14 protein-coding genes are annotated in these 17,355 nt (G+C 66.2%); 8 read left to right on the top strand and 6 right to left on the bottom strand.

Annotated features, from left to right (window positions below; genetic code table 11):
• The first annotated feature begins 143 nt into the window (after positions 1-143).
• Positions 144-1,970, top strand: coding sequence for a translational GTPase TypA (typA, locus tag IMW82_RS02090; RefSeq protein ID WP_211003756.1), 1,827 nt, complete (start codon positions 144-146; stop codon positions 1,968-1,970).
• A 97-nt stretch (positions 1,971-2,067) separates the two neighbouring features.
• Here the strand turns inward: typA and IMW82_RS02085 are convergent, their stop codons facing one another.
• Complete coding sequence (locus IMW82_RS02085; protein ID WP_211003755.1) at positions 2,068-3,003, bottom strand: LysR family transcriptional regulator; 936 nt, start codon at positions 3,001-3,003, stop codon at positions 2,068-2,070.
• A gap of 266 nt (positions 3,004-3,269) precedes the next feature.
• On the opposite strand from IMW82_RS02085, the gene acnA reads away from it, so the two are divergent.
• Entirely contained in the window at positions 3,270-6,011 is a 2,742-nt protein-coding gene (acnA, locus tag IMW82_RS02080; protein WP_211003754.1) for an aconitate hydratase AcnA, read from the top strand.
• Between the two features lie 132 nt (positions 6,012-6,143).
• Here the strand turns inward: acnA and IMW82_RS02075 are convergent, their stop codons facing one another.
• Complete coding sequence (locus tag IMW82_RS02075; protein WP_244754135.1) at positions 6,144-6,578, bottom strand: hypothetical protein; 435 nt, start codon at positions 6,576-6,578, stop codon at positions 6,144-6,146.
• 152 nt (positions 6,579-6,730) lie between these two features.
• Between IMW82_RS02075 and IMW82_RS02070 the strand changes: the two genes are divergently transcribed.
• A complete protein-coding gene (locus tag IMW82_RS02070) occupies positions 6,731-8,413 on the top strand; it encodes a long-chain-fatty-acid--CoA ligase (RefSeq protein WP_211003753.1) in 1,683 nt (560 codons plus the stop codon).
• Between the two features lie 71 nt (positions 8,414-8,484).
• On the opposite strand, the gene IMW82_RS02065 is transcribed toward IMW82_RS02070, so the two are convergent.
• Positions 8,485-8,853 carry a PilZ domain-containing protein gene (locus tag IMW82_RS02065; protein WP_211003752.1) on the bottom strand — a complete coding sequence of 123 codons (369 nt, stop codon included), beginning with the start codon at positions 8,851-8,853 and terminating at the stop codon, positions 8,485-8,487.
• An 899-nt stretch (positions 8,854-9,752) separates the two neighbouring features.
• On the opposite strand from IMW82_RS02065, the gene IMW82_RS02060 reads away from it, so the two are divergent.
• The 4 genes from IMW82_RS02060 to arsC are packed head-to-tail and all read left to right on the top strand — an operon-like array spanning position 9,753 to position 13,483.
• Positions 9,753-10,685: a ScpA family protein gene (locus IMW82_RS02060; protein WP_211003751.1), complete on the top strand. Its 933-nt coding sequence runs from the start codon at positions 9,753-9,755 to the stop codon at positions 10,683-10,685.
• Between the two features lie 50 nt (positions 10,686-10,735).
• Positions 10,736-11,581: an SMC-Scp complex subunit ScpB gene (scpB, locus tag IMW82_RS02055; RefSeq protein WP_211003750.1), complete on the top strand. Its 846-nt coding sequence runs from the start codon at positions 10,736-10,738 to the stop codon at positions 11,579-11,581.
• The gene (locus tag IMW82_RS02050; protein ID WP_211003749.1) at positions 11,578-13,110 is read left to right on the top strand and encodes a pseudouridine synthase; all 1,533 of its coding nucleotides are present in this window, start codon (positions 11,578-11,580) and stop codon (positions 13,108-13,110) included. The genes scpB and IMW82_RS02050 overlap by 4 nt, the downstream gene beginning before the upstream one ends.
• A gap of 28 nt (positions 13,111-13,138) precedes the next feature.
• Entirely contained in the window at positions 13,139-13,483 is a 345-nt protein-coding gene (gene arsC, locus IMW82_RS02045) for an arsenate reductase (glutaredoxin) (RefSeq protein WP_108471301.1), read from the top strand.
• A 67-nt stretch (positions 13,484-13,550) separates the two neighbouring features.
• Here the strand turns inward: arsC and IMW82_RS02040 are convergent, their stop codons facing one another.
• The 3 genes from IMW82_RS02040 to IMW82_RS02030 all read right to left on the bottom strand — a co-directional run bounded on the left by IMW82_RS02040 (position 13,551) and on the right by IMW82_RS02030 (position 16,547).
• Positions 13,551-14,372 carry an amidohydrolase gene (locus IMW82_RS02040; RefSeq protein ID WP_108471302.1) on the bottom strand — a complete coding sequence of 274 codons (822 nt, stop codon included), beginning with the start codon at positions 14,370-14,372 and terminating at the stop codon, positions 13,551-13,553.
• Complete coding sequence (locus IMW82_RS02035; protein WP_108471303.1) at positions 14,369-15,511, bottom strand: pyridoxal phosphate-dependent aminotransferase; 1,143 nt, start codon at positions 15,509-15,511, stop codon at positions 14,369-14,371. The genes IMW82_RS02040 and IMW82_RS02035 overlap by 4 nt, the downstream gene beginning before the upstream one ends.
• Positions 15,512-15,572: 61 nt before the next feature.
• Positions 15,573-16,547 (bottom strand): LysR substrate-binding domain-containing protein, encoded by a 975-nt coding sequence (locus IMW82_RS02030; RefSeq protein WP_108471624.1) that lies wholly within the window; start codon positions 16,545-16,547, stop codon positions 15,573-15,575.
• A gap of 111 nt (positions 16,548-16,658) precedes the next feature.
• Between IMW82_RS02030 and IMW82_RS02025 the strand changes: the two genes are divergently transcribed.
• Positions 16,659-17,243 carry an FMN-dependent NADH-azoreductase gene (locus IMW82_RS02025; RefSeq protein WP_211003748.1) on the top strand — a complete coding sequence of 195 codons (585 nt, stop codon included), beginning with the start codon at positions 16,659-16,661 and terminating at the stop codon, positions 17,241-17,243.
• Positions 17,244-17,355 lie beyond the last annotated feature (112 nt).

The following is a 17,355-nucleotide window of genomic DNA, read 5'->3' as shown; positions in this document are numbered from 1 at the left end:
ACGGCATCCCGCAGACCGCGGCCGTGAGGCCGGATGAACGGGTGATCGAAATGACGGGCAAGTTGTCACGCAAGTCCGTATAATCGGTCAATTCGCCCTTCAAAAACCTGCGTGACGGCCACCGAGCCGCCCGAGTCGATCCCATGTCCATCGAAAAATTGCGCAACATCGCCATCGTCGCCCACGTCGATCACGGCAAGACCACCCTCGTCGATTGCCTGCTCAAGCAGTCCGGCACGCTCAACGAGCGCACCGTGCTGGCCGAGCGCGTGATGGACTCGAACGACCAGGAAAAGGAACGCGGCATCACCATCCTGGCCAAGAACACCGCCATCACCTGGCAGGGCAACCGCATCAACATCGTCGACACCCCGGGACACGCCGACTTCGGCGGCGAGGTGGAGCGCGTGCTGTCGATGGTCGACTCGGTGCTGATCCTGGTCGATGCGATGGATGGCCCGATGCCGCAGACCCGCTTCGTGACGCAGAAGGCGTTCGCGATGGGCTTCAAGCCGATCGTGGTGATCAACAAGGTCGACCGCCCGGGCGCCCGTCCGGAATGGGTCGTCGAGCAGGTCTGGGATCTGTTCGATCGCCTCGGCGCCACGCCCGAGCAGATGGATTTCCCGATCGTCTACGCCTCGGCGCTGAACGGCTACGCCGGCCTCAACGACGACGTCCGCGAAGGCGACATGACCCCGCTGTACGAAGCGATCATGCAGCACGTCAGCAAGCCCGAAGTGGATCCGGACGGTCCGTTCCAGATGCGCATCAGCCAGCTCGACTACAACAACTTCGTGGGCGTGATCGGCATCGGCCGCATCCAGCGCGGCACCCTGAAGAAGAACATGCCAGTCGCGGTGATCAACCGCGAAGGCAAGAAGCGCCAGGGCAAGGTGCTGCAGGTGCTGGGCTTCCTGGGCCTGGAGCGGATCGAGCAGGAAACTGCCGAGGCCGGCGACATCGTGGCCATCTCGGGCATCGCCGACCTGACCATCTCCGACACGATCTGCGCGCTGGACACGCCCGAGGCGCTGCCCGCGCTGACCGTGGACGAGCCGACGATCTCGATGACCTTCCAGGTCAACAACTCGCCGTTCGCCGGCAACAAGGATCTCTCTGGCGGCAAGTTCCTCACCAGCCGCCAGCTCAAGGATCGCCTGGAGCGCGAGCAGGTGCACAACGTGGCGCTGAAGGTCGAGCAGGGTTCCGACGCCGACAAGTTCCTGGTCTCCGGCCGCGGTGAGCTGCACTTGTCGGTGCTGATCGAGAACATGCGCCGCGAAGGCTACGAGTTGGCTGTGTCGCGCCCGGAAGTCATCATCAAGGAGATCGACGGCCAGAAGATGGAGCCGATCGAGCAGCTGGTGGTCGACGTGGAGGAAGTCCACCAGGGCGGCGTGATGGAAAGGCTCGGCGTGCGCAAGGGCCAGCTGAAGAACATGGAACCGGACGGCAAGGGTCGCGTGCGCCTGGATTACGAGATCCCGGCGCGCGGCCTGATCGGCTTCCAGAACCAGTTCAAGACGCTGACCCAGGGTTCGGGCCTGCTGTTCCACGTGTTCGACCACTACGGGCCGAAGGAAGAAGGCCAGATCGCCAAGCGCTTGAACGGCGTGATGATCGCCAACGCCGGCGGCACCACCCCGGCCTACTCGCTGGGGCCGCTGCAGGATCGCGGCAAGCTGTTCGCGGCCGAAGGCGACAACGTGTATGAAGGCCAACTGGTCGGCATCCATGCCAAGGACAACGACCTCACCGTCAACGTGATCAAGCCCAAACCGCTGACCAACATGCGCGCCTCGGGCAAGGACGACGCGATCCAGCTGACCCCGGCGATCAAGTTCACCCTGGAACAGGCGCTGGACTTCATCGACGACGACGAGCTGGTCGAGATCACTCCGAAGGAGATCCGCCTGCGCAAGAAGCACCTCACCGAGAACGACCGCAAGCGCGCATCGCGCGGCTGAGCTGTCGTCTCATGTGATGTTGAAGGAAGCCGCCGCAAGGCGGCTTTCTGCTTGAAGATGCCCGAAAATCAGGCGCAGGAACCCATCTGTGGGTGGTTCATGCCTTTACACCTCGAACCCGCAGACCGGGCCGCTGCCTGGCCAGCTTGCGCAGCAGCTCGGCGAAGGCTTGCAGGTCGTCGTGCCAGGGCGAGGCGTCGCGCCAGTACAGCGCGATCTCGCGGCCGCTCGCCTGCCCCTTGAGCTTCGCCAGCGTGATGTTCGGCATCGAGGCCAGCCGCTCGTGCGCCAGCGCCGGCACCAGCGCATAGCCACCGCGCAGACTGACTAGGGCAGCCAGGCTTTCCAGGCTGACGTCCTGCACGTGGCCGTGCTCGCTGCCGCCGCTGTCGAGGCCGTCGACGTGGCTTTCAGCCATCAGCGTGGCCTCGGCCGGATCGAGCTGGGCCAGCGCGATGCTGTCGTGGCCGGCCAGAGGGTGGTCGGCGCGCAGCATCAGCTCCCACGGCTCGAAGAACAGCGGGCGCGAGGCGATCCCGCTGGTCGCCACGGCCGGCGGCGCCAGCACCGCGTCGAGTTCGCCTTCGCTCAACCGCCGCAACAGGCCGCGCGGCTTGCCTTCGGAAATACCCAACCTTGCACCCGGAAAATGCTGCGGGAACGGCGCGATCAGGTGCGGCAGCAGGTACGGCCCCAGCGAAGCCGGCACGCCCAGCCGCAACTCGCCGCCGAAGGCGACCGCGCCGGCGCGGGCCACCTGTTGCAGGTGTTCGGCGGAAGCCAGCACCGCGTCGATCTGCTGCAGTAGCCGCTGGCCGCCTGCGGTCGGCACGATCTTCCGCCCGCCACGCTCGAACAACGGCGCGCCCAGCGCCTGCTCCACTTTCTGCACCTGGTGCGACAGTCCGGACGGGCTGATGTGCATCGCCCGCGCCGCACTGTTGAAACTGCCGTGGCGATGCACCGCCTGCACCAGCGCGAGGTCGCGCAGCGAAACGGCGGCCAGGCCCATCGAAATCATCGAATGCTGCATGTCATCAAAGGCGTTTGCGTGCGGTGGTCATCGGGCCCATCCTGTGCGGCGAAGCTCCGTCATGAGCGTCGGCGCAGTGTACCCGCCGGCGCAGCCCGACAGACGCCCCGCAAGCCATGCACGCCACTCTCACGATGTCGTGCCGGTTCGCGGCCGCGCGGGGTTTGCGCGATAATCGCGTTTTTTGCCGGGAAGGCGAACCCCACGCCATCCCGGCACGTCGTCGAGTCATCCCAGCCGCAGGATCCAGCCAGGAGCACGTCCCCATGAAAGACACCTTTTCCGCACGCGACACCCTCGAGGTCAATGGCAAGCAGTACGCCTTTGCCAGCCTGGCCAGGCTGGGCCAGCGCTTCGACCTGAAGCGGTTGCCGTACTCGATGAAGATCCTGCTGGAAAACCTGCTGCGCCACGAAGACGGCGTGGACGTGACCGCGAAGGAAATCGAGGCGGTCGCCAACTGGGATGCGAAGAAGGAGCCGGACACCGAAATCTCCTTCATGCCTGCGCGCGTGCTGCTGCAGGACTTCACCGGCGTGCCGTGCGTGGTCGACCTGGCGGCGATGCGCGACGCGATGAAGGCGCTGGGCGGTGACCCGACCCTGATCAACCCGCTGTCGCCGGCCGAGCTGGTCATCGACCACTCGGTACAGGTCGACGTGTTCGGCAGCGAAGACGCGCTGGAAAAGAACGTCGCCATCGAGTTCGAGCGCAACCAGGCCCGCTACAGCTTCCTGCGCTGGGGCCAGAAAGCGCTGGCCGATTTCAAGGTGGTGCCGCCGCGTACCGGCATCGTGCACCAGGTGAACCTAGAGCACCTGGCCCGCGTGGTGATGGCCAACGAGGTCGACGGCCAGCAGTGGGCCTACCCGGACACCGTGTTCGGCACCGACTCGCACACCACCATGGTCAACGGCCTGGGCGTGCTGGGCTGGGGCGTGGGCGGCATCGAGGCCGAGGCCGCGATGCTGGGCCAGCCCTCGTCGATGCTGATTCCGCAGGTGGTCGGCTTCAAGCTGTCCGGTCGCCTGCCCGAAGGCGCCACCGCCACCGATCTGGTGCTGACCGTGACGCAGATGTTGCGCAAGCAGGGCGTGGTCGGCAAGTTCGTCGAGTTCTTCGGCCCGGGCCTGCAGCATCTGGCGCTGGCCGATCGCGCCACCATCGGCAACATGGCGCCGGAATACGGCGCCACCTGCGGCATCTTCCCGGTCGACGCCGAATCGCTGCGCTACCTGCGTCTGTCCGGCCGCAGCGACGAGCAGGTCGCGCTGGTCGAGGCGTATGCGAAGGCCCAGGGCCTGTGGCACGACGAGAACAGCCCGCACGCCGAATTCACCACCACGCTGGAACTGGACCTGGCCGACGTCAAGCCGTCGATGGCCGGCCCGAAGCGCCCGCAGGATCGCGTGCTGCTGACCGACGTCAAGCAGAACTACAACGACAACCTCGGCGCCACCACGAGCAAGCGCAACGGTGCCGAAGCCCGCTTCGCCAATGAAGGCGGCGACACCGCGGTCGGCCACGACCAGAGCCAGAACGCGCCGGGCCAGCACGTGTCGATGAACGGCCAGGATTTCCGCGTCGGCGACGGCTCGGTGGTGATCGCCGCGATCACCTCGTGCACCAACACCTCCAACCCCGCCGTGATGCTGGCCGCGGGCCTGGTCGCCAAGAAGGCCGCCGCGCGGGGCCTGAAGGCCAAGCCGTGGGTGAAGACCTCGCTGGCGCCCGGCTCCAAGGTGGTCACCGACTATCTGGAAAAGACCGGCCTGCTGACCGAACTGGAGAAGACCGGCTTCTACCTGGTCGGCTACGGCTGCACCACCTGCATCGGCAACTCCGGCCCGCTACCGCAGGAGATCAGCAAGGCGATCAGCGCCGGCGACCTCACCGTGGGCGCCGTCATTTCCGGCAACCGCAACTTCGAAGGCCGCGTGCACGCCGAAGTGAAGATGAATTACCTGGCCTCGCCGCCGCTGGTGGTCGCCTACGCCCTGGCCGGTTCGCTCGACATCAACCTCACCACCGAACCGCTGGGCCAGGGTTCGGATGGCAAGGACGTGTTCCTCAAGGACGTCTGGCCCACCAACCGGGAAATCAGCGACCTGCTGACCAGCGCGGTCACCTCGGACATGTTCAAGAAGAACTACGCCGACGTGTTCAAGGGCGACGAACGCTGGAACGCGATCGCTTCGCCGGACGGTGCGCTGTACGCGTGGGACGAAGCGTCCACCTACATCAAGAACCCGCCCTACTTCGACGGCATGACCATGGAAGTGGGCAAGGTCGACGACATCCACGCCGCGCGCTGCCTGGGTCTGTTCGGCGACTCGATCACCACCGACCACATTTCGCCTGCCGGTTCGATCAAGAAGGATTCGCCCGCCGGCCGCTTCCTGATCTCGCGCGGCGTGCAGCCGATCGACTTCAACTCCTACGGCTCGCGTCGCGGCAACGATGACGTGATGGTGCGCGGCACGTTTGCCAACATCCGCATCAAGAACCAGATGCTGGATGGCGTCGAAGGCGGCTTCACCCGTCATGTGCCCAGCGGCGAACAGCTGGCGATCTACGACGCGGCGATGAAGTACAAGGATGCGGGCACCCCGCTGGTGGTCATCGCCGGCAAGGAATACGGCACCGGTTCATCGCGTGACTGGGCGGCCAAGGGCACCTTGCTGCTGGGCGTCAAGGCCGTGATCACCGAGAGCTTCGAGCGCATCCACCGTTCCAACCTGGTCGGCATGGGCGTGCTGCCGCTGCAGTTCAAGGATGGCGAAAGCGCCAGGTCGCTGGGCCTGACCGGCAACGAAAGCTTCGACATCACCGGCCTGGACAACGGCAATGCGAAGGAAGCCATGGTGGTGGCCACGGCCGCCGACGGCAGCAAGAAACAGTTCACCGTGCAGGTGATGCTGCTGACCCCGAAGGAGCGCGACTTCTTCCGTCACGGCGGCATCCTGCAGTACGTGCTGCGTCAGCTGGCCGGCAAGAAAGCCGCCTGAGCCCCAGCGTGACTTCATGACCGCCCCGGCCTCCGGGGCGGTCTTTTCATGTGTGCGGAAAGCACGGCAGCCCGCTCACCGGTGATGCTGCTTGCTCCGACTCCCGTCAAGGCATCGCCCGCGAGCGGACTCCTACATCGTGTGTTTCCAGCTCGCCGTGTAGCAGCGCCATTCACCATCTTCCCGGCGCCATGCCGATTCCACCTGGTACAGGCCCAACTGGTCGGGCAACAGGCCACCGCCGCTGGTCAGCGTGACCGTAAACGTTGCCAGCATCCGTTCGCCGCGGTGCTCGATCGACACCGGCCCCATCGTCACGCCGACATGCTCGCCACGCAGCGCGAGCAGCCGGACCATGCTGGCCAATCCGCGTCGATCCAGCATGCCGGCGTTGCCGTCGAAATCCTTGCTCAGCGGCGCCTCCACATCGCTGGCCGAACCCGCTTCGGCCGCCTGCGCAACAGCGGCAATCGCCTCGCGCACCTGCGCTTCATCAGGTGTGCGGTGACAGGCCGGCAAGGCCAGCGCGAGCAGTGCGACAACAGCCAGTTGGCGGACGGTTTTCATCAATCGAATCATCGACGGGGCTCGCTGCAGTGGGCTTGCCGCTATACGCGGGCGTATGCTCCAATCAGCCGGAGCATGGTCCATGATGGAAGCTGTCGCCATCTAGGGCCATCATCGATCCACCGTCGTCGACAAAACAGGGAACCCAAAGCATGAGCAATGAACGTCCGTGGCTGGAGAACTATCCAGCCGGCGTGCCGGAACAGATCGACGTCAGTCAATATGCTTCGGTACCGGCGGTGCTGGAAGAAGCGTTCACGCGCTTCCATGATCGCCCGGCGTTCGCCAGCTTCGGCCGCCAGCTCAGCTACGGCCAGATCGATGCGATGAGTCGCCAGTTCGCCGGCTACCTCACCGGCGTGCTCAAGCTTGGCAAGGGTGATCGCATCGCGATCATGATGCCGAACGTGCTGCAGTACCCGATCGCCCTGTTCGGCGCGCTGCGCGCCGGCCTGGTGGTGGTCAACACCAACCCGATGTACACCGCGCGCGAGCTCAAGCACCAGCTGGAAGACGCTGGCGTCAGGGCGATCGTGGTGCTGGACAACTTCGCCGCCACCCTGCAGCAGGTGGTCGCCGAAACCCACGTGCAGCACATCGTCACCACTGGCATCGGCGACCTGCTCGGCTTCCCCAAGGGCGCGCTGATCAACTTCGTGCTGAAGCACGTGAAGAAGATGGTGCCGGCGTTCGACCTGCCGCAGGCCGTGCGTTTCCGCGACGCGCTGGCGCGCGGCGCGGCGCATCCGCTGCAGCCGGTGACGCTGACCCACGACGACATCGCCTTCCTGCAGTACACCGGCGGCACCACCGGCGTGGCCAAGGGTGCCATGCTGACCCACGGCAACATGATCGCGAACATGCTGCAGGCCGGCGCCTGGATCGGCGGCAATGCCAAGCCTGGCGAAGAAGTGATCATCACCGCGCTGCCGCTGTACCACATCTTTTCGCTGACCGCGAACGGCCTGGTGTTCATGCGCCTGGGTGGCCTCAACTGGCTGATCACCAACCCGCGCGACATGCCCGGTTTCGTCAAGGAATTGCGCCAGTCCGGCTTCACTGCGCTGACCGGCGTCAACACGCTGTTCAACGGCCTGCTCAACACGCCCGGCTTCGCCGAGCTGGATTTCTCCAAGCTGCACCTGACCCTGGGCGGCGGCATGGCGGTGCAGCGCGCCGTGGCCGAACGCTGGAAAAAAGTCACCGGTTGCACCCTGGCCGAGGCCTACGGCCTGACCGAGACCTCGCCCGCCGTCTGCATCAATCCGCTGGACCTGAAGGAATACAACGGATCGATCGGCCTGCCGGTACCGTCCACCAATGTGGCGATCTGGTCGGAGGACGGCAAGCCGCTGCCGCTCGGCGAGGCGGGCGAACTGATGGTGCAGGGCCCGCAGGTGATGAAGGGCTACTGGAACCGTCCGGACGAAACCGCCAAGGTGCTCGGCGCCGACGGCTGGCTGCATACCGGCGACATCGCGAAGATGGACGCGAACGGCTACTTCTACATCGTCGACCGCAAGAAGGACATGATCCTGGTGTCCGGCTTCAACGTCTACCCGAACGAAGTCGAGGATGCCGTCATGCAGCACCCCGGCGTGCTCGAAGTGGCGGCGGTCGGCATGCCTGACGAGCATTCTGGCGAGGTGGTGAAGCTGTTCGTGGTGCGCAAGGATCCGAACCTCACCGAGGAAGCGCTCAAGCAGTTCTGCCGCGAGAACCTCACCGGCTACAAGCGGCCCAAGCTGATCGAGTTCCGCGACAGCCTGCCCAAGAGCAACGTGGGCAAGATCCTGCGCCGCGAATTGCGCGACGAGAATAAAGCCACGGCTTGATTTCCCGCCAGGTACCGGCAACCGAAAACGCCCGCAGATGCGGGCGTTTTTCATGCAGTGACTGCATTCGCTCAGCCGTCCTTCCAGTACTCCAGGATGTCGGCATAGCCACCCAGCAGGTTCCACAACGGCACCTGCTTGTCCTCGGGAATGCGACTGTACGAAAAGCCGACGTGATGATCGGAGATGCGCGCCACCACGGCCTCAAGATGGATATGCAGGTTGTTGCCGAAGATCATGTCGAGCACCCAGCTCTGCCCGACATGGCCCGACCAGCCCAATGGGCGGCGCAGCAGCGCGCCGGTAGCCGAAATATCGACCAGCTCGGTCGGATGCGACTCGCCGTTGCCGCTCATCAGCACCGTCGTCTCGATCTGCATGCGCGCCGGACGCAACTGCTCCGGTCCACCGCCATCCTGCCCGTTCTTGTCGATCGCCATCAGTTCCACCACCTGTTTTGCACTAGCACCCCGCCAAGGGCACCGGGTAAACATCATCCTGAAATCTTTCTGCCGCACCCTTTGCCGGCGATACCGCTGCACGATGGCAGGCCAGGGTTGTCAACCGTGTGAAAGCAATCAACGTGCCATCCGGGGTTTTATACTCTGCCCGACACCCACCGGCCCGCAGGCGTCGCACACGCCGCATGCCACGCTCCAGTCGACCAGGACCCGCACATGGCCGCAACGCCATCGTGACACGCACTGCTCCGGTTCACTGTCGCCAAACGCGGCGTTGACGCGAGCCTGACCCATTCCGACACATTAGGTCACATGCCGCCCCCTGCCGCGCTGCGGCGCACCGGTTTTCCCGGCGCAATCCACCTATTGTGCCTGCCGGGAGCGCCGCTGCAAAACCGGCAGACGCCCGCAAACGGTGCCTTGTGGACAACCGCGCCAGCAGGTGGCCTGCGCTGGACTTGGCACCGGCTAACCGCTACTCTTGGCCCACGCGTGGCTCCATGGAAATGTTTGCCGAGCACTCTCGGCGGCCCCTGGCATCCATTCGATTGCTCTCGAACCGACCTGTGAACAGCCGGTGGCGTCGTTTCCCGCCCTCCCTGGCTTGGCGTACCTGCCGTGGCTGACAACCCGCAGTCGACGCGATGGTCGCTGGCGATCTGCCTGACCGAACCACCACCGAGTGGCTTCGTCATGCCCGTCGTGACGATGGCGTCCGCCACGCCTCGAACGAACAAGTGTGAAGAACGCAGTATCCCGGGAATGCCGCCTCACCGCCGTGTTCCGAGTACGGACATCCGATGCCGTGTCGGCATGGAATGACTCCGATCATGTTGAACGCACTGCAGCCGCTGAAGACGGCCCCATGACATGCATTGATGAGCACTGAGCCCGTCGAGCCACAGAGCCCGGTCACCGCACCGCAGGACGCGTTTGCACCGGTACCTCAACAGCAGGAAATGCCGCTGGCCATCGTGCGCGGCCAACCGATGCTGCAGATGCCGCAGGACCTGTACATCCCGCCGGACGCGCTAGAGGTCATCCTGGAGGCGTTCGAAGGGCCGCTGGACTTGCTGCTGTACCTGATCCGCCGGCAGAACCTGGACATCCTGGACATCCCGGTCGCCGAGATCACCCGGCAGTACATGGCCTACATCGAGCTGATGCGGGACGTGATGCGGCTGGAGCTGGCCGCCGAATACCTGCTGATGGCCGCGATCCTGGCCGAGATCAAGTCGCGGCTGTTGCTGCCGCGGCCGCCCGCCGAGGAAGGGCTGGAAGAGGATCCCCGTGCCGAACTGGTACGGCGCTTGCAGGAGTACGAGCGGTTCAAGCGCGCCGCCGAGGACATCGAAGCGCTGCCGCGGCAGGAACGCGACAGCGTGGTGGTCCACGCCGACGTGGGCGAACGCAACGTGATCAGGTTGCCGCCGCCGCTGGAGCTGACCGAGCTGCTGCTGGCACTGAAGGATGTGATGCACCGGGCGGAGTTGTTCGGGCATCACGCGATCAAGCGCGAGGCGCTCAGCGTGCGCCAGCGCATGGGCGAACTGCTCAGCCGGCTCGACGACAGCAGCTTCCACCGCTTCGAGAGCCTGTTCGACATCAGCGAGGGGCGCCTCGGCATCGTGGTGACGTTCCTGGCGATGCTGGAGCTGGCCAAGGAAATGCTGGTCGAGATCGTCCAGGAAGAGCCACTGGCGCCGATCTACGTAAAGGCGAAGGTCAGCCATGCCGAGGAGCCCGTCGACGCACCGGCGGACGACGCACAAGCGGGCGAGTCGGCACTGATCGAATCGTCCGGCGAATGAACGACAACCACTGAGCGGTACCGATCAAACCGGCATCCGAATCCAAGGTCATGCAGATCGAGCAACTCAAACCCATCATCGAGGCCGCCCTGCTGGCCTCCACCCAGCCGTTGACCGTGCAGCAGCTGGGCGAGCTGTTCAACGAGGCCGACGAGGTCAACCGCGAGCAGATCGCCAGGACGCTTGAGGCGCTGGCCGGGGACTGCGCGGGCCGCGGCATCGAGCTGAAGGAAGTGGCTTCCGGCTTCCGCTACCAGGTGCGCCAGGACGTGCACCCGTGGATCTCGCGGATGTGGACCGAGCGCCCCAGTCGCTATTCGCGCGCACTGCTGGAGACACTGGCGCTGATCGCCTACCGCCAGCCGATCACCCGCCCGGAGATCGAGCAGATCCGCGGCGTGGTGGTGTCCTCCAACATCATCAAGACGATGGAGGAGCGCGAGTGGATCCGCGTGGTCGGCTATCGCGACGTTCCCGGCAAGCCGGCGCTGTTCGGCACCACCCGCGCCTTTCTCGATTATTTCAACCTGAAATCGCTGGACCAGTTGCCGCCGCTGTCGGAAATCCGCGACATGGAAGACCCGCAGATGCGCTTCGAGCCCGACCCCCTGCCCGCCCGCATCGTGCGTGACCTGCCGATCGACCCGGACGAGATGGCAGCCGAGGCCGGCGACGACACTGAACACCATCCATCTGCGGACATCGCAGATACCGAAGACAGCGACATCATGGTCGACGCCGATGCGCCGGCCAGTTCACCCGAGTCCGGCGAACCTGGCTCCGACACGAGCCTGCCCGCCGACAACCCGATTGCCACTGCCGACGAGGCAGCGAACCCCGCCGCGGACGTCGACACCGACACCGCCGAGCAAGATCCCGAGGAGTATCGCGCATGACTGCGCCGCAAAAATCCGTTTTATCCCTGAAGCGCGAACCGCGTATCGACACCGACGCACCCGCGCTGGAAGAGCGCCTGCACAAGGTGCTGGCCAATGCCGGCCTCGGCTCGCGCCGCATGCTCGAGCAGCGCATCCAGTCCGGCGAAGTCGAACTGAATGGCGCCCCTGCCGAAATCGGCATGGGCGTGAAGGCCGGCGACCGCGTGGTCATGGATGGCAAGCAGTTCGTCGTGGCCACCGACAGCCGCGACGACACCGAGGTGCTGATCTACCACAAGCCCGAGGGCGTGCTGACCACCCGCGACGACCCCGATGGCCGTCCCACCGTGTTCGAACAGCTGCCGCGCCTGAAAGGCGCGCGCTGGGTCGCCGTGGGCCGACTCGACATCAACACCACCGGCCTGCTGCTGCTGACCACCGATGGCGAACTGGCCAACGCGCTGATGCACCCCAGGAGCGGGCTCGAACGCGAATACCTGTGCCGCGTGCACGGCGAAGTGCCTGACGAGGTCATCGAGAAACTCAAGGCCGGCGTGGAGCTGGAAGACGGCCCGGCCCGCTTCGACGAGATCGCCGTGATCAGCCGCGGCGGCAGCCACAGCTGGTTTCGCGTGGTGATCCGCGAAGGCCGCAACCGCGAAGTTCGCCGACTGTGGGACTCGCAGGGTTTCCTGGTCAGCCGCCTGAAGCGCATCCGCTACGGCGGGATCGAGTTGCCGCGCAACCTGCGCCGTGGCGAATGCGAAGCGCTCGATGCCGAAGGCGTCAAGCAGCTGCGCCAGACCACCGGCCTCGGCATGCCGCAACCGGTGCTGACCCTGAGCCCGGTGCTGCATCAGCGCCGTGCCAATCGCAACGTCACCGAGTACCGCCCCGAACGCGGCGCCGGCACGGCCTGGACCGGCGGCCAGGACGAGGCACGTGAACTGCGCGCCTACGACCGCATCCGCGAGGAACCGACCCGCGGGCGCAAGCCGCCGCGCCGCGACGGCAAGGAAGTCAACGGCAACCTGGCCCGCCCCGAACGCAGCGGCGCCGGCAAGCACGGTGGCGGCAAGGGTCGACGCGTGGCGCCAGGCCAGGAGCTGCCGTCGGTGCGCACATGGTTCGCCGGCGAAAGCCGCGACGGCAGCACCCGTCCCGACGCCCCGCGCGGCAATGCCGCCGGTGCTGGCAATCGGCGCCCGGGTGGTGGCAAGCCCTTCGGCGCGCACGGCACGGGTGAAGGTCGGGCCGCCGGCAGTCCGTACAGCGGCTTCGGCGGTGAATCGCGTGGTCCTGGCCTGGGCGGCAACCGTGCACCAGGCAATCGCAGCCCGCGGGCGCAAGGCCAGGGGCAGGCCCAGGGCAATCGTGCGCACGGCAACCAGGCGGCCCGTCCACACGGCCAGGGCGGCAACCGGCCACATGGCAGCGGCCGCCCGCCAGGCCAGGGTGGCAACCGTCCGCAGGGCGGCGCCCGTCACGGCGGCCCGGCCGGCGGTCGCCCACCGGGTCGCGGCGGCAACCGTTCGGGCAATCGCTGAGGCCCTGACCACGGAGAGTGATGGACCGATGCTGCGCATCTACCACAACAACCGCTGTTCCAAGTCGCGCGCCACGCTGGCGTTGCTGGAACAGCACGGCGGCAAGGTCGAAGTGATCAACTATCTCGACACGCCGCCAAGCGCCGCCGAACTGGTCGTGCTGCTGCAACAGCTGGGCATGACCGCACGCGAACTGCTGCGTACCGGCGAGGAGGAGTACCGCTCGCTGGGGCTGGACGATCCTGCCCTCGACGACGGTGCACTGATCGCCGCGATGGTGGCGCACCCGAAGCTGATCGAACGCCCGATCGTGGTCGCCAACGGCAAGGCCGTCATCGGCCGTCCGCCGGAAGCGGTGCTGGCGATACTCTGAGCCGGCGTGAGTTCTCGACAAAAAGCCGCCCATGGGCGGCTTTTTGTTGTCCACGATGAGGTTGGGATCAGCCCGGATCGAGCGTGAACGCGTCGGCGTCCATCCACGCCGGGAAGCGTTCGCGGTGCGCCAGCAGCGGTGCCGAGTCCAGCGTGATCGTCACCACCTGTTCCTGCGCGCCCAGTTCCACCAGTGGCTCGCCGACCGGATCGAGCACCGCGCTGTCGCCGGCATACGGAATCTCGTTGCCGTCCACGCCGACCCGGTTCACCCCGACCACGTAGCTGAGGTTCTCGATCGCCCGCGCGCGCAGCAAGGTACGCCACGGTTGCCGGCGCGGCGCCGGCCAGTTCGCCACGAACACGGCCAGGTCGTAGTCCATGCCACCGGTGGCAGACGCCAGCCGGCGGTTGCGCAGCCACACCGGGAAACGCAGGTCGTAGCAGACCTGCGGCAGGATGCGCCAACCCTTCAGTTCCACCACCAGCCGCTGGTTGCCGCCGCCGTAGCGAGTGTGCTCGCCGGCCATGCGGAACAGGTGGCGCTTGTCATACTGCTCGAAGCTGCCGTCCGGGCGCACCCACAGCAGGCGGTTGTAGACCACGCCGTCCTCGCGGATCGCCAGGCTGCCGCAGATCACCGCGCCGACCTCGATCGCCAGCGCGCGCAGCCAGGCCACGCCCTCGCCGTCCATGGTGTCGGCGCTGGCCTGGATGTCGTTGCTGAAGCCGGACAGGAACGTCTCCGGCAGCACGATCAAGTCGCTGCCTTTGGCCTGGCGCACCAGCGCGCCGTAGTAGTCGCGGTTTGCCGGCGCATCGTGCCAGCGGGTGGCGCCCTGTACCAGCGACACGCGCAGCGGTTCGAGGCCCACGCCATCGCTGCTCACAGCCGGCACAGCCGCTCCGCGGCCGCCTCCATGGTGGCGTCGCTCTTGGCGAAACACAGCCGCAGCAATCGCGTGCCCGGCGCGCTTTCATAAAACGGCGTCAGCGGAATGGCGGCCACCCCACCCTGCTCCACCAGCCAGCGACTGAAGGCAAGGTCGTCCTCGTCGCGGATCGCCGAATAATCGACCAGCTGGAAATAGCCACCCGGCACGTCGAGCAGTTTGAAGCGCGACGGCGCCAGCAGCGCACGGAAACGATCGCGCTTGGCCTGATAGAACGCCGGCAGTTCCAGATAATGCTGCGGCGTGCTGGCCATGAACTCGGCGAACGCCACCTGTGCCGGGTGGAAGGTGCAGAAGGTGAGGTACTGGTGCACCTTGCGGAACTCGGCACTCAGCGCGGCCGGCGCCACCGCGTAGCCAACCTTCCAGCCGGTGCAGTGGTAGGTCTTGCCGAACGAGGAGACCACAATGCTCCGTTCGGCCAGTTCTGGATGGCGCAGCACGCTCTCGTGCCGCGCGCCGTCATAGACGATGTGTTCGTACACTTCGTCGGACAGCACCACGATATCGGTATCGCGCACGATCGCCGCCAGCTGCTCCAGGTCGGCCGCCGACAGCACCGCACCGGACGGGTTGTGCGGCGTGTTGATCATGATCATGCGCGTCTTCGGCGTCACCGCGTCGCGCACGCGTTGCCAGTCGATCGCGAACGCCGGCACGGTCAGCGGGATATGCACCGCCCGCGCGCCCTGCAGCTCGATCGCCGGTTCGTAGCAGTCGTAGGCCGGGTCGAACACGATCACCTCCTCGCCCGCGCGCACCGTCGCCGCGATCGCCGCGAAGATCGCCTCGGTGGCGCCGGAGGTGAGCGTGATGTCGGTATCGACGTCGAGCTTGCGGCCGTACAGCCGTTCGGTCTTCAACACGATCTGCTCGCGCAGGGCCGCGATGCCGTGCATCGGCGCGTACTGGTTGCGGCCTTCGTTCATCGCGCGGGTCAACGCGTCGCGCAGCCCCTGCGGCGGCTCGAAGTCGGGGAAACCCTGGCCCAGGTTGACCGCCTTGTGCTGCAGCGCGAGCTGGCTCATCACGCTGAAGATGGTGGTGCCGACTTTGGGAAGCTTGGTCGCGATCATCGTTTGGCCGTATAAATGTCCGTGAACCCGGCAGCGTACTGCATCGGGACCATCGTGCGCATCATGCCGCGGGGAGTTCGCCCTGCGGACGCTGCTTGCATTGCTCGTGCTTCTGCAAGGTGGTGGCCGGCAACCGCTCGGCCAGGAAATCCACCAGCGCACGCACGCCCGGCAGCATGCCGCGCCGGCTGGGATAGACGAAGTGCATGGTGCCCTCGGGTACGCTCCACTCCGGCAGCACCACTTCGAGCTCGCCTGCGGTGATCGCCGGCGCACAGACGAACTCCGGCAGCAGCGCCACACCCATGCCGCGGCGGGCAGCCTCCAGCAGCACCGCGAAATCGCCGGTGATCAGCCGCGCCTGCACTTCCACGCTGGTCTGCGCGCCGTTCGCGCCGATCAGCTCCCACAGCTGGGCGCCCTCGTGCTCGCTCATCGACAGCGCCGGCAGGCGGGCCAGGTCGTCCGGTTGCAGCGGGCGCCCCTGCGCCTTCAGCAGCGCCGGGCTGGCCACCAGCTTGGTGCGCGACAGGCCGAAGGTGCGGATCACCAGGTTCGCGTCGGTATCCAGCTTGGTGCGCACGCGGATCGCCAGGTCGTAACCCTCGCCAATCACGTCGACCCGGCGGTTGCCCGACAGCAGCCGCACCTGCATCTTCGGGTACTGCGCGAGGAAATCCGGCAGCACATGCGCCAGCACGGTCTGCGCCAGCGAGACCGGGCAGCTCAGGCGCACCACGCCGCGCGGCTCGGCGCGCAGTTCGTCCACGGCGTCCTGCGCCGCCTGCGCCTCTTCCAGCACGGCGCGGCAATGCGCGTAGAAGCGCTCGCCGACCTCGGTCACCACGAAGCGCCGCGTGGTCCGCTGCAGCAGGCGCACGCCGAGGCGTTCCTCCAGCTGGGCCACGCGCTTGCTCAGGCGCGACTTCGGTATGCCCAGCGCGCGGCCGGCCGCGGAAAAGCCGCCGTGCTCGACCACCGCGGCAAAAAAGTACAGGTCGTTGAGGTCCTGCAGGGCACCGCTCAATACCGTCATCGTCGTTTCCATTCAAGAACGATAAGTTCGATAACTGCCATCTTATCGCGATATTGTTCGGAATATATCCTGATTCCATCGCCAATCGTTGGCTCGACCAGGAACCTTTCCATGAAACTCTTGCATCTCGACTCCAGCGCGCTGGGTGGCTACTCGGTGTCGCGCCAGCTGACCGCCGACATCGTAGCCGAGCTGAAGCGCAGCACACCCGACGCCGTCATCCATTACCACGATCTGGCCGCCCAGCCGCTGCCGCACTGGACGCCGGTGGCCGACGCCAGCGACCCTGCCGCCGTGCTTGGCAACCAGTTGCTGGAGGAATTCCTCGCCGCCGACGTGGTGGTGATCGGCGCGCCGATGTACAACTTCGCCATTTCCAGCTCGCTCAAGGCGTGGCTCGACCGCATCCTGGTCGCCGGCAAGACCTTCCGCTATACCGCGAACGGCCCCGAAGGCCTGGCCGGCGGCAAGCGGGTGATCGTCGCCTCCAGCCGCGGCGGCATCTACAGCAAGGATGCAGCCGCCGCCGCGATGGATTTCCAGGAACCCTACCTGCGCGCCGCCTTCGCCTTCATCGGCATCAATGACGTCGAGTTCGTGCGGGCCGAAGGCGTTGCGATCGGCGACGAGCAGAAGGCCGCGGCGCTGAAGTCGGCGCACAACACGATCGGAACACTGGTCGCCAGGGCCGCCTGACGCCCCCCGGCTGCAGCGCCATCGCGAACGCCCTCTCCCGTGCGGAGGGGGCGTTTTGCGTTTTCGTGCCGGCAACCGGTAACCACCGCAGTGGAAAAACCGCGCGCATGCC

Source organism: Rhodanobacter sp. B2A1Ga4, assembly GCF_018101315.1.
In the GTDB taxonomy this organism is placed as follows: Bacteria; Pseudomonadota; Gammaproteobacteria; order Xanthomonadales; family Rhodanobacteraceae; genus Rhodanobacter; species Rhodanobacter thiooxydans_A.
Note: the sequence above shows the minus strand (reverse complement) of the source record. Positions and strands in the feature narration are given on the sequence as shown.